Source organism: Spirulina major PCC 6313 (assembly GCF_001890765.1).
Lineage (GTDB): Bacteria > Cyanobacteriota > Cyanobacteriia > Cyanobacteriales > Spirulinaceae > Spirulina > Spirulina major.
Genome location: NZ_KV878783.1, coordinates 2,161,662 through 2,185,445 on the forward strand (window position 1 = coordinate 2,161,662; position 23,784 = coordinate 2,185,445).

15 protein-coding genes and 1 pseudogene are annotated in these 23,784 nt (G+C 54.8%); 10 read left to right on the top strand and 6 right to left on the bottom strand.

Going from position 1 to position 23,784, the window contains the following annotated elements; all coding sequences use genetic code 11:
* Positions 1 to 408 precede the first annotated feature (408 nt).
* Positions 409 to 699: a small RNA NsiR4-regulated ssr1528 family protein gene (locus SPI6313_RS09400; RefSeq protein ID WP_072620759.1), complete on the top strand. Its 291-nt coding sequence runs from the start codon at positions 409 to 411 to the stop codon at positions 697 to 699.
* A gap of 86 nt (positions 700 to 785) precedes the next feature.
* The gene (locus SPI6313_RS09405; protein WP_072620760.1) at positions 786 to 1,406 is read left to right on the top strand and encodes a hypothetical protein; all 621 of its coding nucleotides are present in this window, start codon (positions 786 to 788) and stop codon (positions 1,404 to 1,406) included.
* Here the strand turns inward: SPI6313_RS09405 and SPI6313_RS09410 are convergent.
* Both SPI6313_RS09410 and SPI6313_RS23480 read right to left on the bottom strand, forming a co-directional pair.
* Entirely contained in the window at positions 1,403 to 3,202 is a 1,800-nt protein-coding gene (locus SPI6313_RS09410) for a tetratricopeptide repeat protein (RefSeq protein WP_072620761.1), read from the bottom strand. The two genes, SPI6313_RS09405 and SPI6313_RS09410, sit on opposite strands and share 4 nt — an antisense overlap.
* Before the next feature lie 91 nt (positions 3,203 to 3,293).
* The gene (locus tag SPI6313_RS23480; protein WP_175551110.1) at positions 3,294 to 3,443 is read right to left on the bottom strand and encodes a hypothetical protein; all 150 of its coding nucleotides are present in this window, start codon (positions 3,441 to 3,443) and stop codon (positions 3,294 to 3,296) included.
* A gap of 39 nt (positions 3,444 to 3,482) precedes the next feature.
* Here SPI6313_RS23480 and rppA point away from each other — a divergent pair, with 39 nt between their 5' ends.
* From rppA to SPI6313_RS09425, 3 genes are all read left to right on the top strand, one after another.
* The gene (rppA, locus tag SPI6313_RS09415) at positions 3,483 to 4,163 is read left to right on the top strand and encodes a two-component system response regulator RppA (RefSeq protein ID WP_072620762.1); all 681 of its coding nucleotides are present in this window, start codon (positions 3,483 to 3,485) and stop codon (positions 4,161 to 4,163) included.
* Complete coding sequence (locus SPI6313_RS09420; RefSeq protein ID WP_072620763.1) at positions 4,160 to 5,593, top strand: sensor histidine kinase; 1,434 nt, start codon at positions 4,160 to 4,162, stop codon at positions 5,591 to 5,593. The genes rppA and SPI6313_RS09420 overlap by 4 nt, the downstream gene beginning before the upstream one ends.
* A gap of 85 nt (positions 5,594 to 5,678) precedes the next feature.
* Positions 5,679 to 6,017, top strand: coding sequence for a hypothetical protein (locus tag SPI6313_RS09425; RefSeq protein ID WP_072620764.1), 339 nt, complete (start codon positions 5,679 to 5,681; stop codon positions 6,015 to 6,017).
* Positions 6,018 to 6,019: 2 nt separating this feature from the next.
* Here SPI6313_RS09425 and SPI6313_RS23485 read toward each other — a convergent pair whose 3' ends face one another.
* From SPI6313_RS23485 to SPI6313_RS09445, 4 genes are all read right to left on the bottom strand, one after another.
* Positions 6,020 to 7,327 (bottom strand): glycosyltransferase family protein, encoded by a 1,308-nt coding sequence (locus SPI6313_RS23485; RefSeq protein ID WP_072620765.1) that lies wholly within the window; start codon positions 7,325 to 7,327, stop codon positions 6,020 to 6,022.
* Positions 7,328 to 7,348: 21 nt separating this feature from the next.
* Complete coding sequence (locus SPI6313_RS09435) at positions 7,349 to 8,278, bottom strand: histone deacetylase family protein (protein WP_072620766.1); 930 nt, start codon at positions 8,276 to 8,278, stop codon at positions 7,349 to 7,351.
* A gap of 174 nt (positions 8,279 to 8,452) precedes the next feature.
* Entirely contained in the window at positions 8,453 to 9,823 is a 1,371-nt protein-coding gene (locus tag SPI6313_RS09440) for an HlyD family secretion protein (RefSeq protein ID WP_072620767.1), read from the bottom strand.
* Positions 9,798 to 11,291: a site-2 protease family protein gene (locus tag SPI6313_RS09445; RefSeq protein WP_072620768.1), complete on the bottom strand. Its 1,494-nt coding sequence runs from the start codon at positions 11,289 to 11,291 to the stop codon at positions 9,798 to 9,800. The genes SPI6313_RS09440 and SPI6313_RS09445 overlap by 26 nt, the downstream gene beginning before the upstream one ends.
* 722 nt (positions 11,292 to 12,013) lie before the next feature.
* On the opposite strand from SPI6313_RS09445, the gene SPI6313_RS23975 reads away from it, so the two are divergent.
* From SPI6313_RS23975 to SPI6313_RS09470, 5 genes and pseudogenes are all read left to right on the top strand, one after another.
* Positions 12,014 to 15,994, top strand: a complete 3,981-nt coding sequence (locus SPI6313_RS23975) for a DUF4114 domain-containing protein (RefSeq protein WP_072620769.1) — start codon at positions 12,014 to 12,016, stop codon at positions 15,992 to 15,994.
* Positions 15,995 to 16,282: 288 nt separating this feature from the next.
* Entirely contained in the window at positions 16,283 to 16,609 is a 327-nt protein-coding gene (locus tag SPI6313_RS09455; RefSeq protein ID WP_072620770.1) for a hypothetical protein, read from the top strand.
* Between the two features lie 513 nt (positions 16,610 to 17,122).
* Positions 17,123 to 17,673 (top strand): annotated as a pseudogene (locus SPI6313_RS09460) (Uma2 family endonuclease).
* 146 nt (positions 17,674 to 17,819) lie between these two features.
* Positions 17,820 to 20,519, top strand: coding sequence for a PD-(D/E)XK nuclease family protein (locus SPI6313_RS09465; RefSeq protein WP_072620771.1), 2,700 nt, complete (start codon positions 17,820 to 17,822; stop codon positions 20,517 to 20,519).
* On the top strand, positions 20,516 to 23,716 hold the full coding sequence (locus SPI6313_RS09470; protein WP_072620772.1) for a UvrD-helicase domain-containing protein: 3,201 nt from the start codon (positions 20,516 to 20,518) through the stop codon (positions 23,714 to 23,716). Before SPI6313_RS09465 ends, SPI6313_RS09470 begins: the two co-directional genes overlap by 4 nt.
* Positions 23,717 to 23,784 lie beyond the last annotated feature (68 nt).

The window sequence follows — 23,784 nt, forward strand, 5'->3', positions numbered from 1 at the left end:
GATGCTTTTCTCCAGTTAAAGAAAATATTCTGCGGGGCGATTCTATGCAGGGTCAAAATCTAGAGTGGCCTAAGCAAAATCGCGGGGTGTTCTCCTCAATTTGTCGCAAATTAAGCACATCTGAATCGTTCAACTCTTAACGTCTGGTCGCTTCAAAGTTAACCATTGAAAAACGTGATCAACGGTTAATTCCATCTCAATCTTTGTTAAGACTGGCAAGCGATCGCCCCCTCAATGTGGTATTCCCAGGCGGGCGATGCTTCGAGGCTGGGTAGCGCAAGAAATTCAGCGCGGGAAAGGGCGACAGGGGCGCGGGTCATCGGGGCAAACCGGGGGAGATTTTTGGGCGTATTTTAACATTGCCCATTTGGGGGTAGGTTGAAGGGATGACCCGATGGAGTTAAACCCATGACTGATACCCAAAAGACAACCGGTGCTGAGGCTGTGGACGCAGCGATCGCCCAAGGCCTCGACCTCGACGGCAGCCCGATCCCGGCGGCGAAATTGAAACTCTATCAAGACGTGATGGGGTTAGAGGGCGATCGCCAACGCAGCGGCGTGAGTAATACGATGCGATCGCGCATTGTCCGCATCGGTGCTAAACACCTCTCCCAAGCCGACCTCAATCAACGCCTCCTCGATGCTGACTTCGCCCCCCTCAAGGAAAAAGAAATCCTGTTTTATTACGGCGGCAAATAGCCGTCGGCAGCGGGAAGGGTCGGGCGCAGTTAGGAACAAAGGTACGGGATAGGCCAGAAGCGATCGCCCATGGGATCATTAACTCCATGGCCCCACACCCCCGCCGCAAAATCTATCTCGCCACGACCCTGAATCCGGACGAAGCCGATGCCTTTGACCGGATCGCGGCGGAATTGAGCCTGAATCGGGTGGAACTACTGCGCCAAGTGGTGCGGGACTATGTGGCGCAATGGACTCCCCAATGGGACACCATCGAGGCAGATTGGGAGGCACACCCCCAGCCGGATCTCGCGGCGGATATCTTAAACCGCTTAGATGACATTGAAGCGCGGCTCCAAGCCCTAGAAGCGCCCCCCTTAGCCTTACCGCCGCCAGCGATCGCCACCCTCGAACCCAGCACCGAGAGCCACCCCCCAGACAGCGCCCCCACTGCGCCCCCACCGGAACCGATACTGATCCAGCCGCGCCCCCCCATTGATCCCCCCACACCCCTACGGCAACAATCCCCTGAGTTTTTACCCAAAACCGCCAGTATTTACCACTATTCGACCCTCAGCCCGGATCAACTCTGCCGCCGCTTCAACATCGATCGCACCCAAATTATTCAATCGGCGCGGTTGTTGGGGGTGAAGCAGTCGGCCTATTTGGAGGATTTGACGGGGTGGACGTGGGACGCGATCGCGCGTGTTTTTCGGGAGTCGGGTTAGCCCTTGAGTTGGGGGAGAATTTGCGGCAGGAGTGTGCCGGGAATGGCGTTAAGGGCGCGGTTTTGGCCGTCGATGCCGCCGAGTTCGTAGCAGGTGCGGATGGCTTGGACGATGCCGATAACGGTGGTTTGGTAGAGGTCGGTACTGGGGGTGAGGAAGTCGAGGGTTTGGCTGTAGGCTTGGAGGGCGGCGTTGAGGTGGTGCAGTTTTTCCGAGGGGGTGAAGGGGATGCGGGATTCGGTGGCGAGTTGGTAATGGACAATACCCAGGTTGTGGTAGCTGGTGGGAAAATCAAAGCTGACGAAACGGGGCGGGTTTTGGATGCTGAGGGTGTGGCCGAGTTGGCTGGCGGTTTGGTAGGATTGGGCGGCGTTGAGGAGGTCGGTTTTGGCGGTTTCAGGGTCACGATCGCGATCGCTGGCCAGATGCCAATAGGCGGCGGCGAGGTTGTTGTGGGTGGTGGCGCAGCCGAGGGGGTCAGCGTCGGGGGTGCGATGGGTCAGGCTGGCACAATAGGCCGCGATCGCCGCTTCTAAATACTCCGCCTGCGGTTCGTGCTGCGCCACCATCCAATAGGTGGTACCGAGATTGGTTTGGATCATCGCCCAGTTGGCCCAGTCGCTGAGGGTTTCATATTGGGCGACGGCTTGGTGATAGGCGGCGATCGCGGCTTTCAAGTTGGGGAGAGGGTCTTGGTGTTGGGAGAGATGCCAATAGGCAGTCCCTAGGTTGTTTTGGCTGGCTCCGAATTTGGCGCGATCGCGTTCCGGATCACGATGGCTCAAGGAGGCCTCATAGGCCCAAATCGCCTGTTGAATATTCTCGCAACGATCGCAATATTGAGCGAGGTCACTATAGACCGCACCGATATTGTTATGCAGCATGGCGTAGGTGTCGGCGGTGTTAGGGCCAGCCCCGATGTTTTGTAGGGCGCGATGGTATTGGTGGAGGGCTTTTTCAAGATCCACCCGGGCCGGGGCAATGCTTGCGGCAGTGTCGGGGGATGGGGCTGGGTCTTGGCGGCGCGATCGCATCCAATAGAAATTTCCTAAATCATTAAACAGGTCTACCATCTGCGCCAAGGCCTGCGCCGGTAACTGGTGCAACCATTGTTCCGCCGCGAGAATGGCCTGATCGAGCACCGCTCGGCTCGTCTCACCTTGGGCAATGCGCTCGCGATACTGTTGCACCAATGCCTCCAGATCGGGCCCGCTTTCCCACTGCCCCGCCAAGGTCACCAAGGGGAATACCCCCTCTTTGGACGGGGTGCTCGGTCGCGGCGGCAAATACCCCACGGGCCGAATCCCCTGCTCCGACGCAAAGGGAAACACCCCCGTATGACACCGCCAAAACTCCGGCACACTATGCTGAATCTGATGGAGCCAGGGGCCATTCACCCACACCACTAGGTTAAATTCCAATTCCGGTAAATGGCGACCGAGCGATCGCAACTGCCGCAAAAACTGCTGCTGGATCGGGGCGGGTTGGCGGGTTAGTTGGGCCACGTTCCGCAGTTCTAAAATGGGCGGGTTGGTGGCTTGGGTGAGGTAGGGATGGTCTTGGAGAACTGATGCGATCGTGGCGAGGAGTTTCGGGTCGGTCACATCCCACGGAATCGTGAACAACAAGACATCATCGGTTTCCAAATCTTGGGTTAACCGTTGGGACAAAACTTGCACTAAGGGTTCATCCTCACACACCCCGAACAAAAGCTGACGACGCAGCCCTGCCGCTAAGACCTGATGCAAGCGATCGTAGGTCTGAGGATTTTCGGTGACATCGGGCACGGCTGTCATGGTGGTTTTGCAAAAAGGGGAGCAAGGCTGAATACTGCCATTTTCGGATCGAGACGCGCTTAGTCAGGAGAGAATTCACGCCAAGCCGGAGTCAGATGCGATCTAGCCGGGGCGTGAGGGGCGGCGGTGGGATTGCTCCGCTGCCAAAGCCTATCGCATCTGCCCGCTGGGGAGTGTGGGGATCGCGCAGCACGGGGCAATGGGAAGCCGTGCGGCGCGATCGCAACCCCGTCCAAGGCACAATGGACTTAAAATGTCTTTTTTAAATGGGAGATCTTGGATGCGTATCCTCCTCGTCGAAGATGATCCGGAACAGCGGGAACCCTTGCAAGCCGCGTTAACACGATCGGGGCATATTGTGGATGGAGTGGCCGATGGCGCGATCGCTCAAACCCTCCTCCATGACCAGCCCTATGATTTATTAATTCTCGATTGGCTCTTGCCCGGTGTGGATGGTGTCACCCTCTGCCGTCAGGTGCGCCACGCCCAGCAGAGCACGCCGATTTTGCTCCTGACCGCCAAAGATACGATCGCCGAAAAAGTCCAGGGCTTAGATGCCGGGGCGGATGATTATCTGGTCAAGCCCGTGGATGTGGCGGAACTGTTGGCGCGGGTGCGGGCCTTGCGACGGCGATCGCCCCACTGGTGCGGCGATGTGGTGGCGGTTGCTGAGTTAACCTTGCACCTCGATACCCTGCAATTGCACTATCACGCTGCACAGATGCACCTGAAAAGCGGCGATTTTCAACTCATGGAATATTTAATGCGCCATCCCCGACAAGTGCTCTCCCATGCCCAACTAGAGCACGCCCTCTGGACATGGGATGAAGCACCCGAAAGTAATGCGATCGCCTCCCGGATACGACGACTCCGCCAACGCCTCCAACCCCTAGGCATCGAAGACTGGATCACCACGGTATACGGCATGGGGTATTGTTTTCAGCCCCCCTCAACAGCATGATCCTCCCCACCCTCGCCGCCCGCTGGCAGGCTCTCCCGGTGCGGGTGCGCGGCAACACCATCATCGCGATCCCGATTCTCTGCTTAATCACCAGTTTAAGCGCCGTAGCTTGGCTGAAAATGAGCCTCACCGAAGATGAAATGTGGGTGCAACATACCCAAGTGGTGCGCCTGGAATCGAAACGACTCCTCAACGCCCTGATCGATGCGGAAACGGGAATGCGCGGCTATGGCCTCACCCAACGGGAGGAATTTTTAGACCCCTATTACCAAGCTCAAGCGGTGATTCCGCGATCGCTCCGTCGCCTGGAAAACCTCGTTCGTGATAATCCGAGCCAAGGGGCACAAGTGCAAGTTATTCGTGAGCAAGTTGACATCACTCTGGCACTCTTGGCGCAAAAAGTGACGCTGCAACGGGGCGCACTGCGATCGCAAAACCAAGCATCGGACGGCGTAACCCTCTACGACTGGCTCAACGCCGGTAAAGCCGCCATGGATGCCACTCGCCACGCCATCGATCAATTTGCCGCCGTCGAAGAACAACTCCTCCAACAGCGCCAAGCCCACCAAGACCATTATCAGCAAATCACCTGGTATGTGCTGTGGATTTCCGGCGGCTTCGGGTTAGTGGGGACGGCGTTGGCGATCCATCTCTTTTGGCATCTTGAGCGCGAACTGACGACCCAAGCCACCCAGTTACAAACCACGAACCGCCAACTGACCGCCGCCTGCACCCAGTTGGAACGCTTCACCGCCAATGCCTCCCATGAATTGCGCACCCCCCTCGCCGCAATCCTCAGTAATGCTCAGGTGGGATTGATGGATTGGGAGGACTGGGAAGAGGGGGAGCCGCCCCCAGTGGGCGTGCGCCAACGTCTGACGAAAATTGTCACCCTCACGAAACACATGAGTGAATTGGTGCGACAACTGCTCTGGTTGGCCCGACAGGAGGGCAACGACACCCAGCCCCCCCCGTTTGGGGCGATCGACTTGGCCCCCTGGCTCCAACAGTGGGCCAATGAAGGGCAGAGCCAAGCCACGGCGGCGGGTCTGATGTTCACGGCGGAGATGCCAGCAACGGCGATCGCAGTCTGTGGAGATGGGGCATTGTTGGGGCAGGCGGTGATTAATGTGCTGATCAATGCCTGTCACTATACGCCTGCGCCGGGGGCGATCGCCTTCCGAGTCATTTCCGCAGCCGCCCACATGATTCTCGAAGTGCAGGACACCGGGCCGGGAATTCCGGCGGCCGCGTTGCCCCATCTCTGCGAACCGTTTTACCGGGTGAATCCGTCCGGGGCGGCGGCGGGGTTTGGGTTGGGCTTGGCGATCGCCCAGCAGATTGTGCGGGTGCATGGGGGAGAGTTGCGGATTACCAGCGAGGTGGGCGCGGGGACGACGGTAGCGATCGCCCTGCCGCGTCTTCCCTAAAGTTTCGCGGTCATGTTGTGGTCATAATCTCCCCGTAGATTAAGAAACATCAACAAACGTTACATCTATCACGCCAAAACACACCATGATTCACCTCAAGTTTCCCACCCGTTCCCTCGCCGCGATCGCCACAGGTTTAACCCTCAGCGCCGCCAGTTTCGCCGCCGTGATCTTCAACAGTGCTGAACCCGCCCAAGCCGATACCCGCAGTTTAACGGGGGTTGTGGAACGGGTGTGGGAAGATGGTTTTCGGTTGCGCGTGGGCGATCGCAGCATCAAAACCGATACCTGGGATGTGTGTGGTGATTTCACGGCCCGCCATGTGCAAGTGGGCGATCGCCTCACCGTCATCGGTGAATTTGAAGGCCGTGAATTCGACGTTTTCGGCATCACCAACGCCGACGGCGAACGAGTCTGCCGTTAACCTCATCCCCTAGGAGGTTCCCGCATCGGTTCAAGCAACGCGGCTAACCCAGCCACTAAGGCCCGGGCCGCACCGCTCTGACCCCGCACCCCTTGCAGATCGGTGCGCATTTGGGCGAGGCGGGTCGGGTCATTGCAGAGGGCATCAATACAAGTGGCGATCGCGTCAGGAGTAGCCACCTCGCCGACCAATTCCGGCACAATCTCCCGACCCGCCCAGAGATTCGGCCAAGCATAGAGGATCTTTTTACCCTGTTTTTCCCGCCGTTGATAGTGCCAATACATTACAGAATTAAAGGCGGTGACGAAGGCTGTGCCGATGCCCGGTAGATTGGCGATCAATCCCGGTACGCCATCCCAGGCCCGCATCGCATCGATCTGTTGAGTGGGAATAATCACACACATGGGCACGCCGAGGGCAGCGAGTTCGGCGGTGTTTGCGCCGATGGTGGTGATGCAAATTTGACAGTGACGAAGCCGATCATGGGCGGGGTAGTCTGTCCAGAGGTCGATGCGGTTGCCCTGGGCGGTTTGCAGATAGGGAGGGGCCGCGGGGGGGGTGATTAGGGTGGCGGTGGCGTTGTCGAAACGGGCGGCGATCGCATTAAATTCGGGGTCAGCGTAGCGGGCGAGGGTGGCGGGGTCGAGGGTGGGGGCGATGGGGATGGCGATGCGGCTCTGGGGGCGCAGCGGTTTGAGGCGGTTGGCGATCGCGATCGCCGTGGGTACACCTTGGGTGAGTTTCATCGGTTTGGAACCGGGTAAAATCCCGATCCATTCCGTCTCGGTCGCTGCGGGGGAACTGGATTGCTCCACATCCCGCAGCAGATCCCCGACAACCTGCGCCTTGTGCCGAGAGTGGGGCGGGAGTTTTTGGGTAACGGCTTCGTTCATGACGGCAAACCGATCCACCCAGCGCGGCCAGCGGGCTTCCCATTCGGCATAGATGACGATTTTGTACCCCAAGCGTTTACCAATCACGACGGGAAAAACTTGATCGCCGCCGAGGAAAATCACAATGCCTGTCGGTCGCCAATCCCAATCCTCACGGGTTTTACCCCATAACAGAAAGGGCCAAAAGTGATCGGCGGCTTGGACGCGATCGCACCCCTCAAAGCCCCGCACCACCTCCGCTTCCGTACCCATCGCATTGGTGCAGGGCGAGAGGATCACCGAGATGCGCAACTGGGTGCGATCGCTCCCCCACTGCTGCCGCAGTTCCCGCACCACGGGCCGCACCCAATTCGCCACCTCGCCGGGCCCATTGGACAAAATCAAAATATCGATCGGTTCGCTCCGTTGGTTCGCCATTGCCCCAGTTTCCTCCAGCCTTCAAGAAAATAATACGGGGTTGCAGAGCGTATCCCGTGCGGCCTGGTGCAAAAAGGCATGGCGCAGCACGAGGGCGTGAATGTCCGGAGCGTAGCCGCCACCAATAACACAGGCGACGGGATAGCCCGCCGCGTGGCAACTGCTCAACACCATGCGATCGCGCCGATAAATCCCCGCATCACTGAGCGCCAGTTTACCGAGGCGATCGCCCCCATGGACATCCACCCCGGCATCGTAAAGCACGAGATCTGGCTGGGCAAGCTGCAAAACCTCCGGCAATTGGGCCGCAAGAATTTGCAAATATCCATCATCATCGAGGCCAGCGGGGAGGGGAATATCGCGATCGCTCTGCTGTTTCTGGCCTGGAAAATTCGCCTCACAGTGCATCGAAAAGGTAAACACCCTCGGCTCCTCCCGAAAAATCCACGCCGTCCCATCCCCCTGATGCACATCAAGATCCACAATCAACACCCGCCGCACTTGTTCTGTGAGGAGGAGCGATCGCGCTGCGATCGCCAAATCATTAAAAATGCAAAACCCCGACCCATAATCCGGAAACGCATGGTGCGTCCCCCCCGCCGTATTGCACACGATGCCATGCTGTAACGCCAGTTGCGCCGTCAACACCGTGCCCCCCACCGCCGTACAGGTGCGTTTCACCAGTCCCGGACTCCAGGGCAGGCCAATCCGCCGCTGGGCTTTCGGGTCGAGGGTTCCGGTACAGTAGGCGGTGACATAGGCGGGGTCATGGACGAGGGCGAGAAGTTCCGGGGAGGCGCGATCGGGTTTAAACACCGCATCGGGGTGGGTAATCCCTTCGCGCAAAAGATGATCATGGAGCAGCTTAAATTTCGGCATCGGAAACCGATGCTGCTCCGGCAACGGTGTCACATAGTCGGGATGATACACAATGGGCAGGGCGGCAACCATCGGCAAGACAGCATGAAGAATCAGGCTTTAATGTAGCGCGATACCGGAGCGCGATCGCCCCTCTCCTTTGGCAACGGCTGATCACCAAAGCCAACACCGTTCACTGTCCCCAGCGTTCCGATTCAATGCACTGCTTTTTTCGCGTCATGTGATGACCGGACTAACTTAACGTCTTTAGCGTCGAAAGAGTGTGAGAATTTGTCGCCATGCTTGCTGGCCCAAGGTCATTTTTTGGGGAGACTCGATTTTGGCATAGACCCGCGCCCCTGGTTGTAAACCATCGGGCTGATCGGTGGCGATCGCAATCACAGGAATCAGCGAACGATTCAACTGTTCATCGCGCTCCACGACCGTCCCAATCTGCTCAATCGTGCCGGTGAATGTTTGCAGTTCCTGTTCTGGTAATGAAAACGTCACCACCGCCCCCTCGCCAATCAAAAGCTGATCCTCCTGCTTGACCTGCATCCTAATCCTCAACTGCTGAGGATCAACAATATCCAGCACCTCATCTCCTTCTCGGACGACTCGCCCCGCCAGTTTATGAAGATCCTGGGTGACCACCGTGCCAGACATCGGCGCGGCCAACACGGCCCGCTCTTGCTCGCGCTGCTCTCGCTTCAAGAGTTGTTGGTGTAACTGCTGCTGCATCGGCACACGATTAACTACGAGGGTTTGGGCGGCTTGATAGTCTTGCCGTGCCACCTGATAGCTATTGCGCAGTTGGACAACGCGGTCATAACGCTGCTTCCACTCGTCCTCCATCCGTTTAATGACTGCATCCCGTCGAGCCGTCACCTCATAGATCTCAGACTGGGCTAAAAGTTTTTGGCGTTCAATATCTAGGACTCGCTCGTTTGAGATTGCTCCGCCCTCCTCTGCGGCTCGATAGCCGGTGAGAGATTTCTCTAAATTAGCAACCCGTGCTTGGAGATTTTGGATTTGGTTGTCATAGCTGGCAATTTCCGGCGGCGGTGATCCAGCCTCTAACTGGGCGATTTCGTGCTCCAACTCCTGAAACCGCAACTCGGCTTGCTTTAAATTCGCAGCGATTTCTTGAACCTGGGCTTGGGCGGTCAACGCATTTTGTTGGGCGGCATTGACTTCGGTTTGCGCTTCTAAACTCCGCAGCGCAAAGGATTCCACATCCGCCTCTAGGACCTCACTTTCGAGCAACACCAGCGGTTGCCCCGCCTCTACGGTGCCATCGGACTGGACAAACACATCGGTGATCACGCCGGGGGATTGGGCGTAGACTGTGCGACGGGTTTGGGGCAATGGTTCTAGCCAAGCATCTTCGGCGCGTACCGATGGTTGGGATGAAATTTGGCTGATGAGGCCGAGGGTGACGGCGATCGCCCCTAGAATAAATAACCCTTGATAGGGTGAATCCGGGCTAGGCACAGCAGGGGATTGGGGCGATCGCGACGGCGGTTGCTGTCCGCCGGCTTGGCCCGGATTGGGGGTCGAGGCTGGACGCGGCGGCACAGCCTGAAATTGGGGTTTACCCTGGAATTTTTCGTCAGGATTTTGAGGGTGCGGTGTCATGGGAACGAGGGGGAATCTCCGGAAAAAAGTAATAAATCAACCAAGCAATGATGAAGAACGCCACCACCACAGCGGCATGATCCAGCGTCCAAATCACCACAAAACGGAACAGCGAGCCAAACACAAAACAGATATACAGCAGCGACAACGGCGCATAGATCGCCAAAATCCGTTGATCTCGTGCTGATTCCGTCTGCGGCTGTCGGCTGAAGAGCGATCGATAAAACTTAAACGAGCGATCCTTAAGGCTATTAATTCCCGTCATCGCCACCAGCAGATGATAGCCATCAAACCGCGCCATCGGGTTCAAATTCACCACCAACGTAAATAACGATGCCGCCAACAACAGATAACTTGTGGGTTTGAGCCAGCTATTCACCGCCGAAAAGTGCCACAACCACAGCGCCACCGCCCCGATCACACATTGGCAAATGATCCCCGCTGCCACCACGAGCACCCGCTGCTGTTTTTTCTTCAATTGATAGGAATCTGTGGAATTGGTGTAAGCCGCCGGAATTAAACACATAAACAGCAGTCCCATGTCCTGCACCTGGCCGCCGTAATGCTTCAGGGTTAAGGCATGACCCAATTCATGGATCGTCACCACCAACATCGACAACAGGACAAAGGGCACAATCAACACCGGCCCACGGGTTTGCCAGAGCAGATTCCCGGTGGTGATCAGTTCTGCGGAATCGTGCAGCCCCCACACCAGCGAGAACCCCATCAACCCCAACAACGCCCAAAACACGGGTGCAGTCCAAATCCAGCGCAGCCATTGGGCCGGAGCGGTTAAGGCGCGATCGGGATTAATTAGCGATCGCTTGTAATACAGCAATTGCAGCGGTGTCCACTTTTTCGGCTTCGGCTTCGGAGGGTTTACGCCCGCCAACATCCCCGCCACCGTCAGCACTTTCATCAGTTCCTGAAAATGCGCGGGGGGCACATCGAGGTCGCGGCAAATCTGTTGGGGTGGTGCAGTGCCAAGACGGGTGATCACGTCTTTAGACAGCATATCCACCTGGAGATATTGCATATTCTCCGGGTTACGGACGAGGCAATAGCCATCGGGATGATCAATCAAGGTAACACCGGGTTTCAGGACCGATTGGGACGAAACCGAGGCATCGACTGGGGCGGCGATATCTGCATCGGGGTTGGCAATAATGTTCAGTGCTTGGAGCTTGTGGAAGAGTGTCGGGAGAAAGTCGGCGGGAAGGCGATCGCCAAACTGCCGTTGACATTGAGACTGCAAACGTCGCAAGGTCTGTTTCCCGGTGCAACGACTCAACGCAAAGGCTTCAAACTCATCAACAATGTGCGCTAACTGTCGGTCGTCTGTGAGCATCACAAACTGACCTGTTTTTTTACTTTGACCGATCTGCCAATATTGCCGCAGGTCGGGAGTCAACCAGTCCATATTGACCCAGGTTGAAGACAACGAGAAATTCGGTTTCTCAGCAACCATAACAATGAATGTTTACACCCTCTTTCATTGACTTTTGCATTGTACGATAATTACTCTTCCAGAAAAGTTAAAATTTTTGCAGCCCTGAAAAAATAGTTGTAAAAGGCTGAGTTAGCGGTGATTTGGAGTAATTTTGATTCCAAAATATCGATCATTCATTGTGCTCAAAATCAATATCCATGAACTGTTTTGAGCAAAAATAGCAGGGCGATCGCCCCTGATCATCCCCAAAATTTGCCTGTCAACCCGCTCAACACCACAAAATTCTTCCGCCTCGCTCAATTGATCCGGAAACTCCCATCACCCTCGATCGCACCTCTGGTGCGATCGTCTCCACAACCCACCATTCATCCCGGTCACCCACTTCAATCAAACGCTTGATTGAACGATAACCCTTGCTGAAAAAGGCTTTTAGGGTTTTAACTCCTTAGTGCTCTCACTTGTAACACCTGATACCATAATCCTCTCATCGTCAAAAATCTGCCGACTATTTCAGTAGTATTGAATCGTATTGAAATGCAAATTCAGTGTTTTTACGTAAACAAAAATATGATATTTATTGCTCCTTTACATTAGCTGTTGTAATCTTCATCAAAACTTCACAAGAAATATTAACCACACTGCATAAAAACACAAAAATTCTCTAGATAGTACTAAATAAGAGCGTTATGTCGTATCAACCACGTTCTGATTCAGGTTACTACCCCTTTGTCTTAAGAGCTATGTCTAGAAAGCCACAAGCCCCCAAGAATTTCCAAGCCCTTCTCCTGGAACCAATTCTCACACCCAGTGCGCTCCTTGAGGGCCTTGGTGATGACACGCCAGATGTTGATGATTTTGATATTGATGATTTTGATGTTGATAACGTTGCTGATGATTTTGATGGGGGTGATTCAGGGCGTGATGCGATCGCCTTTGATATCAATGATGTCGAGATTTTACCCTTTGCTTCACGCCCTGAATTCGACTATACGGGCGGGGTGTTTACCGTCGGTGAGGATGGCACGGTGGGCATTGACTTCCTCTTTGATGGGGGTGCATACCGTCGCGGCGAAGTGGGCATTTTCAGCCTTGATGGACTTGATCCCGCTAGTGATGATTTCATCCAGCTTGCGGCAGAACGAGCCTTGAGCAATTCTGAGCAAGGTTATGTGATTATCTCCGATGCCACCGATGGGGCACGTTTCAGCGGCACAATGCGCGAGGCGGATTTCAACGCTGGTGATTATCGTGGCGTGCGAGAGTTTGAGATGAAGGCGGGCGATCGCTTCGGCATCATGCTTGCGTCTAACCACTCCATCGAAGACGTAGCCAACGGCAAAATCGAAAACGTCCGCTTCTCCATGGCCACAGACAACCCCAACGATGATTTCTATTTTGGTCAGATCGCCGATGTGACAGGGGACGGCAACACCTTCGCCTTTGAAGATGTCACCCTAGACCAATCCGACCAAGACTATAACGACATTGTGTTCCAAGTGCGCGGCGCAACGGCCGAAACCGCCCTCATGGATGAGGTGGTCGCCGAAGGTCGCGATTGGCGCACTCAGAACATGGGCCAAGCCCTGATCGAATATGCCAACGCCTACACCCATGGTGTGGACTACACCGCCGCCGATTTTGAAGCCGCACGAGAATTTCAGCCCTTGGTGGGGGTGATTGATACCGGCGTGAATGTGGATGCGATCGGCTTGGATGCTGGCGAAATTTTGATCGGCTCAGACTTCATCGACGGCGATGATAATTCACTGCTCACCGATGGCGAGGGCGATGAACATGGCACGCAAGTCGTCAGCCTGATCAATACGATCAATGACGATGCACCCCTGTGGGTGGGGCGTTCTGTGGGTTCGGGTCAATGGGTGAGTTCCCTGGTGGAATTTGTTGATGCGGCGGTGGAGTCGGGTCAACCGAATGCGATCGTTAATCTGAGCATGGATCTCACCCAAATCGACGCAGACGGCAACGTCACCACTCGCTACGAATTCACCCCGATGGAAACGGCCGCGTTGGAATATGCCCGCCAAAATAACATCCTCGTCGCAGTCGCTTCGGGGAACCAAGCAGGGTTGATGTCAGCATTGGGTCAAGCGTCCCAGCAGTTCGATAACATCATCACCGTCGGCGCAGCGGAGCAGTTTGATCCCGATGCATCCAACTGGCAAGGCTACGATCGCGCTGACTATTCCAGTTATGGCCAAGGGTTAGACATCATGGCCAAGGGTGGTACGCAGGATAATCCCGTGGTGGGCAAAACAGGGTTTGGCTCATCAATGGCCACCGCCCAAGTCACCGGCGCAGCCTCCCAAGTTTGGGCAGTCAACCCCGACCTCAGTTATCAACAAGTCATCCAAATCCTGAAACAAACCGCCACCGATTTGGGTGTGGCAAATCCGGATCTGGAGACGGGGGCAGGATTGTTAAATGTCGCGGCCGCCGTGCATTTGGCGAAGACGATTAAAACAGATGATCAGACCCCACCTTTAGCTGACATCAACCCTTCTCTGACCGGAGATGATGATGCCATAGATATTGACGTATTCCCCGAAGTTGTTCCAGAAGAGGAATTTCAATTTGATGACTCACCCATAAACGCTTCCGAACGGGCCGCTGATTTGTGGTCTAAGACGATGACGCTCTTTATGGGCAAAGATTGGTCTACGGAGTATACCCGTGCCGAAAGTTGGATTGGGAAAATTACAACCAATCGCCCTCGATACTGGACTAAAGACGCTCAAGGCCGTCCATGGGAAATTCTTTACACCACTAATGGCTTTATCATTCGTAGTGCTGGGCTGGGTGCTTTCGCCTTCACCTGGGAAGAGTACAGGAATCGCAATGCTTGGGGTCTCTTCTGGCGCTCAGTCTATGCTCGGCGGTCTCGCAGCCAAATTCTGGCCTTCAAAAATGCCTATTGGGGTCAACGCTCTTGGGCGACTCAAACCGTGGGTTCGATGCGGCGGGTAGTTGGGCCAAATGGTAGTGGATGGGTGCAAGAATTTGATGGCCCCAATGGACGACGTTTACTGATGCTAGAAGATGGCAAAACAGAAGCGTTTTGGGTGCTAGGAGGCAATTACACAGAGTACATGGCAATGGGCGGGCTGACTGGAATGCTCGGTTTTCCTCGCTCTAATGAAAACAAAATTAATCGTGCCGATGGTCGCTATGCCACATGGCAGCCTTTCTCTTCTTCTGGTGGTAAATCTCGTATTCATCACTTAAGTGGCGTTGGCAGTGTTGCTACTTGGGGCAGTATTGGCAGCCTATACACCGATCTAGGTGGGGCTTCTCACTGGTTGGGGATGCCAACTCGTCGTGAGTACCATGATGGTGATACCATTTTCTCCGATTTTGAAGGCGGGCGTATTGCCCACAATCGCAATACTGGGCGCACGGAAGCCTTGCGTCCAGGGCAACAACCCTCTTGGCGACAAGTACAATCAGAGCCAGGTTTCGTGAATGGTAATGTGGGCGGTGTTAACCTCAACTTACGCTCTAGTGCTTCCACCAGTGGATCATTAATTGGGTCGTTGTCTCAGAATTCCCGTGTGACGATTTTGCGTTCTGTGACAGGTGGGACATATACGACACCCAATGGTCAGACTCGTTCCGATTGGTATGAGGTCGAAGCCAATGGGAAGAAAGGCTATGTCGCTGCTTACTATGTGACAAAGGGCAATCCTCCGAGCCTTACTGATGCTCAATTGCGAGACAAAAATCTTGCTCGCTTTCCTGGTTTACAGTTCTCAACAGTTGTCAGTAAAGCAATTAATAAAGCCCTAGATGCAGGGGGTGCGAATAATTCAGTTTATCCGCATTCCTCACCCAATTCAGCCAATACTTTCCATCAGTGGGGATTCCATAAAGTGGGTGATTATTACCTGATCATCAACAAGGCAACTGGAAAAGCTCTGGATGGAGGTGGGGGTTCTAATGGATCATTACCTTATATCCACCCTGATCCCCAAACTCATAACTCTTATCAATTGTGGAAGCTGACAAAAGTGGGTGACGCTTACATGATCGTTAATAAAGCTACAGGACGCGCCTTAGATCCCGGTGGTAATGGTGGCAATCAAATCTATATGCACCCCACTCCCAAATCAAGCAACAATTATCATTTATGGAAGTTGAATTTACCAGGTAGTGGTGTTAGCCCTAATCCCAATTACACATACAAGGAGTCTCACTATCTTAATACTTTGTACCAAGATAGTACCGGAAACTACATTAGTTCTCGACGGAATGATGGTTATCATAATACCGGCCGATCAATGGATTCATCTGGTGGAAAGGCGAATAGTGCAATCCATGCTTTGGTAGGTGGGGAAGTGATCGAAGCCAAAAATGGGAAGGAATTTTTTGGAAATAAGGTCAAGTCACACTGGGCTTATAATGGCACTGTTGCTATTTATAACAAAGCTCTCAATAAGACCTTTATTTATTGGCATTTAGCTGAAGGATCGATCAACGAAAGCATGAAAGGTAAAACTATCGAACCAGGAACCTTTATTGGAAAAGAAGGTAACACAGGTTATAGCTTTGGTGCTCATACTCATGTAGAAGTACATAATGGTCGAGTCAACGTTAATATGTCTAATCGCAATGCACCTAAAGCACCTGCTAATTCTGGTCGTTTATCTATTCCAACTATCTTTCAGGATGCTGTTCGCAAGGGCTTAGTCAAGTTACACAAATAGTTCAGGGTAACTAATGTCAGATCTACTTTAGAGATTACCCAACGCACCGCCGCCCCCATACCTGGCAGTGGTGCGTTTTTTTGTGGGGCTTGGGTGTAAGCATTGAGGGCGCAAGCGTTTCGCCCCTACGATGATTGACAATTTATGAAATTTGTAGGGGCGGATTGTATCCGAGCGATCGCATTGGAGCGATCGCCCCCCAAACCTAAACTACATCATCCGGACGGGGGCGCAAACGTTGTCTAAAACTGTAGAATGAAGAAAAACTAAAACCCAACACTTGGCTCAATGTCTGACATTTTCATTAGCATTCGGAACCAAGATGGTTACGCAATGGCCTCCACTCAGGGAACTCTCTTTATTGCAATTTTGCAACAAGATGGAACCCTAATCAGCCAGAAATCTGTGAACTGGCGTTGGGCAGATGCTCAATTTCCTGATTTACCGCCCGGAGACTATACTGCGATTGCCTTTCATCAATCCGTCAATCCTCCCGAAGCTCGACAGGATGTTACCTTGGCAATAGACACACTTCTTGAAGTTCAGTTCACCTATCTTGAGCCTGAACAACAACTTCTCTCTATCACTGTTGCGAGTATTCCCCTTGACCTATGAACCCCACTATCCACACCATTGATGATTCCGAGTCAATTCGTGCTTACCATAATCGCATTCGGATCTTTAGCCACCGTCTTAGCCGAGAAACTGATCCTAAAAAACGAGCGATTACTGCACTCTATCTTGCTGAAGCAGCTACAACGCTCGCCCGATTAGAATCGGAGCAGAGTTGAAACTGCCCCATAATATAATGCTAATTGTGATGCACCCCAAACCCCATCAACCCCAGCGCACTGCTGCCCCCACCCAGCAACGGTGCGTTTTTTCGTGGGGCTTGGGCGCAAGCGTTGCGCCCCTACGATGATTGACAATTTATGAAATTTGTAGGGGCGGATTGTATCCGAGCGATCGCATCGGCCCAAAACTATACACCATAGAGAATCGCAAGTGTTGAGAGGGCAATGGGGGTGAAGGGGGCGTTCATGGAGTGTCGCAGAGCGATCGCCCCCTTCAGCAGGGCAACCGAGAGGATTTACTAGAATAAACCCAGAACAATTCCCCCCATTCATCATGATTGCAGTTCCCCATCATCTCAACCCCCAAGAATATCTCGAACTCGAAAACAACAGCCAACATTGTCATGAATATCGCTATGGTTTAGTCTATTTCAGGGCAAGAGGCACAGATAATCATGATCGCATTGCCATTAATTTCTTAAACCAGATTAATTTACATCTGGGTCGTTCGGACTGCCGCTTTTATTCAGGGAATGTCAAGGTCAATTACGAAGATGACTTTTATTATTACCCAGATACCTTTGTGACTTGTGACGATCGCGACAAACAAGATCGCCTGATTAAACGCTACCCTAAATTGATTGTCGAGATCCTCTCAAAAGTACAAGGAATTTTGACGAAGGGGATAAGTTTACCGACTATCAAAAACTGGAATCCTTAGAAGAATGTATTCTCATTGAACAAGATCAACAACAAGTAGAATGTCGTCGCCGTCAGGCTGATAACACATGGGAAGCTGTGATTTATGGAGTTAATGAAAAAGTTATTTTTCAAAGTATTGAGGTAGAGATCGCGATCGCACAGTTGTATCAAGGGTTAGATTAGGTTCGGGTTGTGGCTCTGCATGGTGCGATGAGTCAAATGTATCATTTTCGTGAAATTTTGCAGCAACACTTCATCATCCGGGCGATCGCTTTTGATCTATGCTGCGAACGATACCCCCTGCAAACTGTTGATGTCTAAAACTGTTGATGTCTAAAACTGTTGATCGTGTCGTTTGGGTGAATGCCCACCCCCATACCCTGGCCACTCGCCTCGCGCTGCAAAACGATTGGACGGTGGTCACGGGGTCTCGCCTGGCGGCACGGGCGATCGCGGCTCGATCCCCCCAAACCCTCCGCCAACTGGCTGTTGCTCATCTGCGGCACCCTTGGCCTAACTGCCGTGTTGCATCGGGGTTAGAGGCGTTGCGATGTTTGCGGGCTGTTTTGGGGGAGACCCTCCGGCCAAAGGATCGGTTTGGGACGGCGAAGGTGTGGCTCCCGGCGGTGCGAGATTTGTTGCAGAGTGGGCCGCAGTTGCCCCTGTTACTCACGGATGAGGTGCGATCGCTGCGTATCCGTCAATTGCTGGTGGTGGCCCGTGCGTTTCAGCAGACTCTCCATGATCAGCAACAGATAGACGAAAGCGAACTGTATTGGAGAACCCTCGACCTTTCCCCTACCCCTAAACCGCTGCTGATTTATGGCTATTTTCAACCCCGCCGCGATGAATTGGCGTGGCTGGATGCGATCGCTGGCCCCGGCAGTGCCTTGATTTTGCCCCAACCCGATCACCCCTGGTTTGCCGATGTGCAGCAGTCGGTGGACTGGTTGCAGCACCAGGGCTGGACAGTGCAGTGGGATTCCGCTGCTCCCCAAACCTGCGGCGACCAGTTAAGTACACAATTTTTAACCGCTGCCGCCTCCCCCCCCGCCGCCGTTCAGGCTCATCACTACGACCACCGCGAAGCCGAGATTCGCGGCGTTCTCACCCAAGTGAAAACCCTCCTCAACCGGCAAGTCCCCGCCCGCAGTATCGTCCTGATCGCCCGCGATGAAACCGCCTACGGCCCCCAACTGCTGGATGTGGCGTGGGAATATCAGATTCCGGTGCGGGCCCTGTATCAGATTCCGCTCCTGAGTACGCGCCTCGGAACCTGGTTAAAACTGCTGATCGAAGTGTTGGTGGCGGGGTTTCCCTTTGAGCAGACGGCGCAACTGTTGAGCCATCCTCTGTGCAGTAATCCGGATCGGGAGTTTTGGGCGATTGTCCGGCAGGAGCATCCCCAGGGGTTCGCGGCTTGGCAGGCGATCGCAACGGCACACCTTGACCTCGATTTGCACCCCTTGGGGCGGGTCAACCAAGCCCGGCGACGGGATACCTGGGTGGACTGGTGGAAAGATTGCCTTAACAGGTTTAATCTCTATCAACGGGCTAACCGTTGGCCTCGCGACATCCTCGCCGTCAACGCCCTACGCCAACACCTCGCCGACCTCGCCAACAATGCCGAGGCAGAACTCCTCACCTGGGCAGACTTTCGCCAAGAATTGCTCGACCTCCTCGAATCCCTCACGGTCCCCGCCCAACCCGGTCGCGGCGGCGTTGAACTCCATGGGCCGCAGGCGGTGTTGGGGGCCCGATATCGCTATGGGTTTGTGTTGGGGATGGCGGAGGGTCTGTTTCCGGTTCCGATTCAGCCCGATCCGGTGGTGGACTTTTTCGATCGCCGCACCCTTGAGGATTACGGTGTGCGGTTACCCAGTGCGGCCGCCCTGGCCCGTCAGGAGGCGCTGTATTTTTATGGCATGGTGCAAACGGTGACGGAACGGGTGAGTTTTTCCTACGCGATTCGGCAGGACAAGGACGAACAGTTACCCAGCCCCTACCTCCAGCAGTTGAACCTCAAAACTACGGAGCCGCCACCCAAGGCGATCGCCAGCCCCGAAGAGGAACGCCGTCACGGTCTCCAAGCGGCCGCCGTAGATCCGGATGATCCGGTTTTAGGGTTGGCTCGCCATGCTTGGGCGGTGGAATTGCGGCGGGAAAGTGAGGCGGCGGCGGATGAATACGATGGTGCGATCGCCCTGCCCTTGGACCGTCCTGATTGGCACTTTAGCGCCTCACAGTTGACCCAGTTGGGGCAATGTCCCTTTAAATGGTTTGCCCGTAAACTGCTCAACCTCAATCCCCCCCAGGAGCCGGAAGACGACCTCACCCCCTCCCTACGCGGCAACCTCTACCACAAAACCCTCGAATTCCTAATCACGTTCCATCAAACCAACCCAGACCAAGACCTCACCGATCCCGCCCTCCTCGATCGCACCTATACCGCCGCCGAACAGGCGTTAACCCTGCCCGCCCTGCCGGCTTGGGAACACCGCCGCCCGGAACAACTAGCCACCCTCGCCCTCGTCCTCAAACATCCGAGTTTTTTACCCGCCAAGGCTGAACCCATCGCCCTTGAACATTGTTTCACCGGGGAATGGCACGGTTTGCAAGTATCGGGCCGGGTGGATCGCATCGATCGCACCCCCAACGGCCTTGTTTTAATTGACTACAAAACCGGGAGCGATCGCCCCCAAGGGATTAAAAACGCTCAAGGCCGAGCGGTGTTAGATCTGCAATTGCCCTTGTATCAAGATGTGGCCGCGCCCCACCTTGATTCTGCTGCATCGGTGCAGGATGCCTACTATTATTCTCTGTCGAAGCAGAAGAAAATCGCCATCCCCAAGGATCAGCAACCGAACGAACTCGCGGCCGCCATTGAACGCTGCAAGACCCATCTAACAACGGGAAATTATCCCGTCCAGCCCGACGTGAAGGGGGCAGCTTGCGAATATTGTGATTATTCATCGCTCTGTCGCCAAGGCGATCGCCTCCGTCGTAAAACCCAAGGAGAAAGAGCATGAAACTTACGGAACAACAGGCCCAAGCGGCCCAGCATCCCGGCAGCGTCGCGGTGACGGCGGGAGCGGGGACGGGCAAAACCCATATGCTCGCTGAACGGTATTTATATTTTCTCAACCAAGGCTATTCACCGCTGAATATTGTGGCTGTGACCTTTACGGACAAGGCCGCCCAGGAATTGCGATCGCGCATTCGTCGCACCATCACTGCCCAAATGGGCGATCGCCCCGACACCCGCGCCGAACTCGAAGCCGCCCCGATTAGCACCCTCCACGCCCTCGCCCAACAAATCTGTCGCGACCATCCCGAAGCCGCCCAAGTCCCCCCTGATTTCATCGTCCAAGATACGCTCCTCGGCCCAGTGTGGCAGGCTAGGGCGTTGATCGATGCGATCGCCCCATTGCCCAGCCCCCTCCCGCTGCCGTTTTCCCGACTGTGTAACCTGTTTGAGGCATTGCTCAAAAATCCGAGCACCGCCATGGCCGCCCTAGAATGCGATCGCGCCGCCTGGTTACCGATCCTTGCACCTCTGCGCCAAGACCAGTTAACGGCATTAATCACATCGGATGAATGGATAGCGGCGAAAGACGTATTAACCACCTATGCGGCTCCCGGTGATAAGTTAGACCTGCATCGGTTGACGGCTCTAGAAGCGATCGCAGACTTAGAACAGGGGCGCAATCTTAAAGGAGCGATCGCCGCACTTCAAGACCTCAAAATCAACGTCGGCAGTGCGAAAGAATGGGGCGATAAAGTCATCCTTAATGATGTCAAAACCGCCATTAAAACCCTACGATCCCTAGCCCAATCTAACGCCGAAATCATCACCCTTGAACCCAACGCCATTGATGACCAAACTGATGCACTACTTCCCGCCCTGCGCGAGGCTTTTCTCACCGTTTACGAGACGATTCGCCGGGGGAAAACAGAACAGCGCGTTCTTGATTTTAATGATTTAGAAATCCATGCCCTCCAAGCCTTAGAAAATCCCGAAGTCCAAGCCCATTATGCCCAGCGGTGGACGGTGTTTTTAATTGATGAATTTCAAGACACTAGCCTCATCCAAGGGCAATTTTTAGAACGGTTAACCACGGGGGCAATCGTGACGATTGTGGGGGATGTGAAACAGTCGATCTATGGGTTTCGGGGGGCAGCGGTGCAGGTGTTTCAAACGTGGCAGCAACGCATCCATGGGCGCGATCGCCCGGTGGAATTAAGCGTCAGTTTTCGCACCCATACCACCCTGTTAACGCAGATTAACCAAGTTTTCGCGCCCCTCCTTGATACGTTACATCAACCCCTCACCGCCCATCGTTGCGCCCCCCTCAACCCCACGCCCCGTATCGAACTCTACACTGTCCAACCCACCGAAGCCCAAACAAAAGATCCCGCGCTGGATACGACGGTTGAGGCGTGCCGCCGGGTGGAAGCGGATAAAATTGCGGATTTGATTGCAGAGATGCTCGATCAATCCTGCATCCATGACCCGGAAAGCGGTGAGGTGCGGCGGATTCGGCCGGGGGATGTGGCGGTGTTAGCGCGATCGTGGCAGTCGTTGGATCTGCCCGCAGCGGCGATCGCATCCCGTGGGATTCCCGTGGTGCAAGGGGGAGACGGCAAACTGCTCGAAACCCCAGAGGCGCGGGATGGTTGGGCGATGTTGCAGACCTTGGCGGATGGGACGGATAATCTCGCCCTGGCGACGGTGTTGCGGAGTCCCTTTTTTGCGGTGAGCGATCGCACCCTTTACCACTTCGCCCAATCTCTCCCCGCAAAAACCACCTGGTGGCAACATCTCGCCCACAGCACCGATCCTCCGTTAATCCATGCCTATCACTGTTTACAGCAGTTGAAAGCAGAGCGACGCACGGAACCCCCGACGCGGCTACTGCAATTGAGCGATCGCCTCACGGGTTACACTGCCGTGATCGCGAACCTGCCCAACGCGGCCCGACGGCTGGCGGATTGGCGCGGGTTTGGGGAATTGGTGCGATCGCTCGAATCCGGCCATGGGGATGCGATCGCCGTGGTGCGCCATCTCAAAGCGATCGCCGCCATCGATGATCTCAAAGTTCCCCGCCCCGCCCTCGCCGCTGACAATGCCGTCACCCTCACCACGATCCACAGCGCGAAGGGCTTAGAGTGGCCCGTGGTGTGCGTTATTGACCTATCCCGCCAATCGAAAACCGATCACACCCGATTTTATGTGGATGCCGATCTTGGCCTCGGTCTCAAGCTCGACGATGAAACCGGAACCGCCCAAGCGTCGGCCCTCTATACTGTTTTGGAACATCGCCACAACCAACGCGCACAGGCCGAAGCCAAACGCCTCCTCTATGTTGCCCTCACCCGTGCTCGCGATCGCCTCATCCTCACCGCCGCCGAACCGAAAGGGCCCGCCCTCGATCTGTTAAAACCCGGTTTAGAAACTTGCGTTGATGCGATCGCGATTCCCTTCGATCCGGCTCCCCTTAGCCACCCTGTTCCCATGGATGCGGTTGAGCCTGTCCCCGTTCCCCTGCCCACCCTGGCCACCGCCGGATTTTCTGACCTACCGATCACCGCTCTCACGGAGTACGCTCTCTGTCCGTTGCAGTTCAAATTTAACTATGTGGATGGGCATCCGGGCTATTACCCAGAGGATGATCCATCGACCGGGGAAACCCGCGATCGCCCCTCCGGCCGAACCATTGGCAACATCACCCACACCGCCCTAGAACAGAACATCATCGACCTCGCCACCCTGCGCCGCTACTACCCAAACCAGCCAGAGTCAGCCCTCAAAGATGCGCTCAACTATGCCCAGCGATTCCGCACCGCGCCGGAATTTGCAGCCTATCGTCAGGGCGATCGCGAAGTGCCGGTACAACTCGAACGCGAGGGAATTTTGTTCAATGGGTTTGTGGATCTTGTCGGCGCGGATTTTGTCCTGGATTTCAAAATCGATCGCACCCGCCAACCGCACCATCACCGCTTCCAACTCTGGGCCTACAGCCGCGCCACCCCAAAGCCCCACGCCCACATCGCCTATCTCCGCCATGACCACCTCCACAGCTTCACCCCCCAAGATTTAGAGAATTTAGATCACGAGGCGCACGCCATGATTCAGCAATTGGCCCAGGGCAATTTCACCGCCACCCCAGAGCGCGATCGCTGCTCCCATTGTCCCTATGCCACGGGTTGCGAGAGTGCGATCTAGTCACATGACACAGTTAAAATCAGGCTTTATTGTAGTGGACTGTTTTAGCTAAAATAGTGCAATGAAAT

Excerpts from the sequence above, each read along its gene's own strand:
- SPI6313_RS09400 (WP_072620759.1), top strand. The coding sequence starts at position 409 with ATGACTGATACCCAAAAGACAACCGGTGCTGAGGCTGTGGACGCAGCG.
- SPI6313_RS09405 (WP_072620760.1), top strand. The coding sequence starts at position 786 with ATGGCCCCACACCCCCGCCGCAAAATCTATCTCGCCACGACCCTGAAT.
- SPI6313_RS09410 (WP_072620761.1), bottom strand. The coding sequence starts at position 3,202 with ATGACAGCCGTGCCCGATGTCACCGAAAATCCTCAGACCTACGATCGC.
- rppA (WP_072620762.1), top strand. The coding sequence starts at position 3,483 with ATGCGTATCCTCCTCGTCGAAGATGATCCGGAACAGCGGGAACCCTTG.
- SPI6313_RS09420 (WP_072620763.1), top strand. The coding sequence starts at position 4,160 with ATGATCCTCCCCACCCTCGCCGCCCGCTGGCAGGCTCTCCCGGTGCGG.
- SPI6313_RS09425 (WP_072620764.1), top strand. The coding sequence starts at position 5,679 with ATGATTCACCTCAAGTTTCCCACCCGTTCCCTCGCCGCGATCGCCACA.
- SPI6313_RS23485 (WP_072620765.1), bottom strand. The coding sequence starts at position 7,327 with ATGGCGAACCAACGGAGCGAACCGATCGATATTTTGATTTTGTCCAAT.
- SPI6313_RS09435 (WP_072620766.1), bottom strand. The coding sequence starts at position 8,278 with ATGGTTGCCGCCCTGCCCATTGTGTATCATCCCGACTATGTGACACCG.
- SPI6313_RS09440 (WP_072620767.1), bottom strand. The coding sequence starts at position 9,823 with ATGACACCGCACCCTCAAAATCCTGACGAAAAATTCCAGGGTAAACCC.
- SPI6313_RS09445 (WP_072620768.1), bottom strand. The coding sequence starts at position 11,291 with ATGGTTGCTGAGAAACCGAATTTCTCGTTGTCTTCAACCTGGGTCAAT.
- SPI6313_RS23975 (WP_072620769.1), top strand. The coding sequence starts at position 12,014 with ATGTCTAGAAAGCCACAAGCCCCCAAGAATTTCCAAGCCCTTCTCCTG.
- SPI6313_RS09455 (WP_072620770.1), top strand. The coding sequence starts at position 16,283 with ATGTCTGACATTTTCATTAGCATTCGGAACCAAGATGGTTACGCAATG.
- SPI6313_RS09465 (WP_072620771.1), top strand. The coding sequence starts at position 17,820 with ATGTCTAAAACTGTTGATCGTGTCGTTTGGGTGAATGCCCACCCCCAT.
- SPI6313_RS09470 (WP_072620772.1), top strand. The coding sequence starts at position 20,516 with ATGAAACTTACGGAACAACAGGCCCAAGCGGCCCAGCATCCCGGCAGC.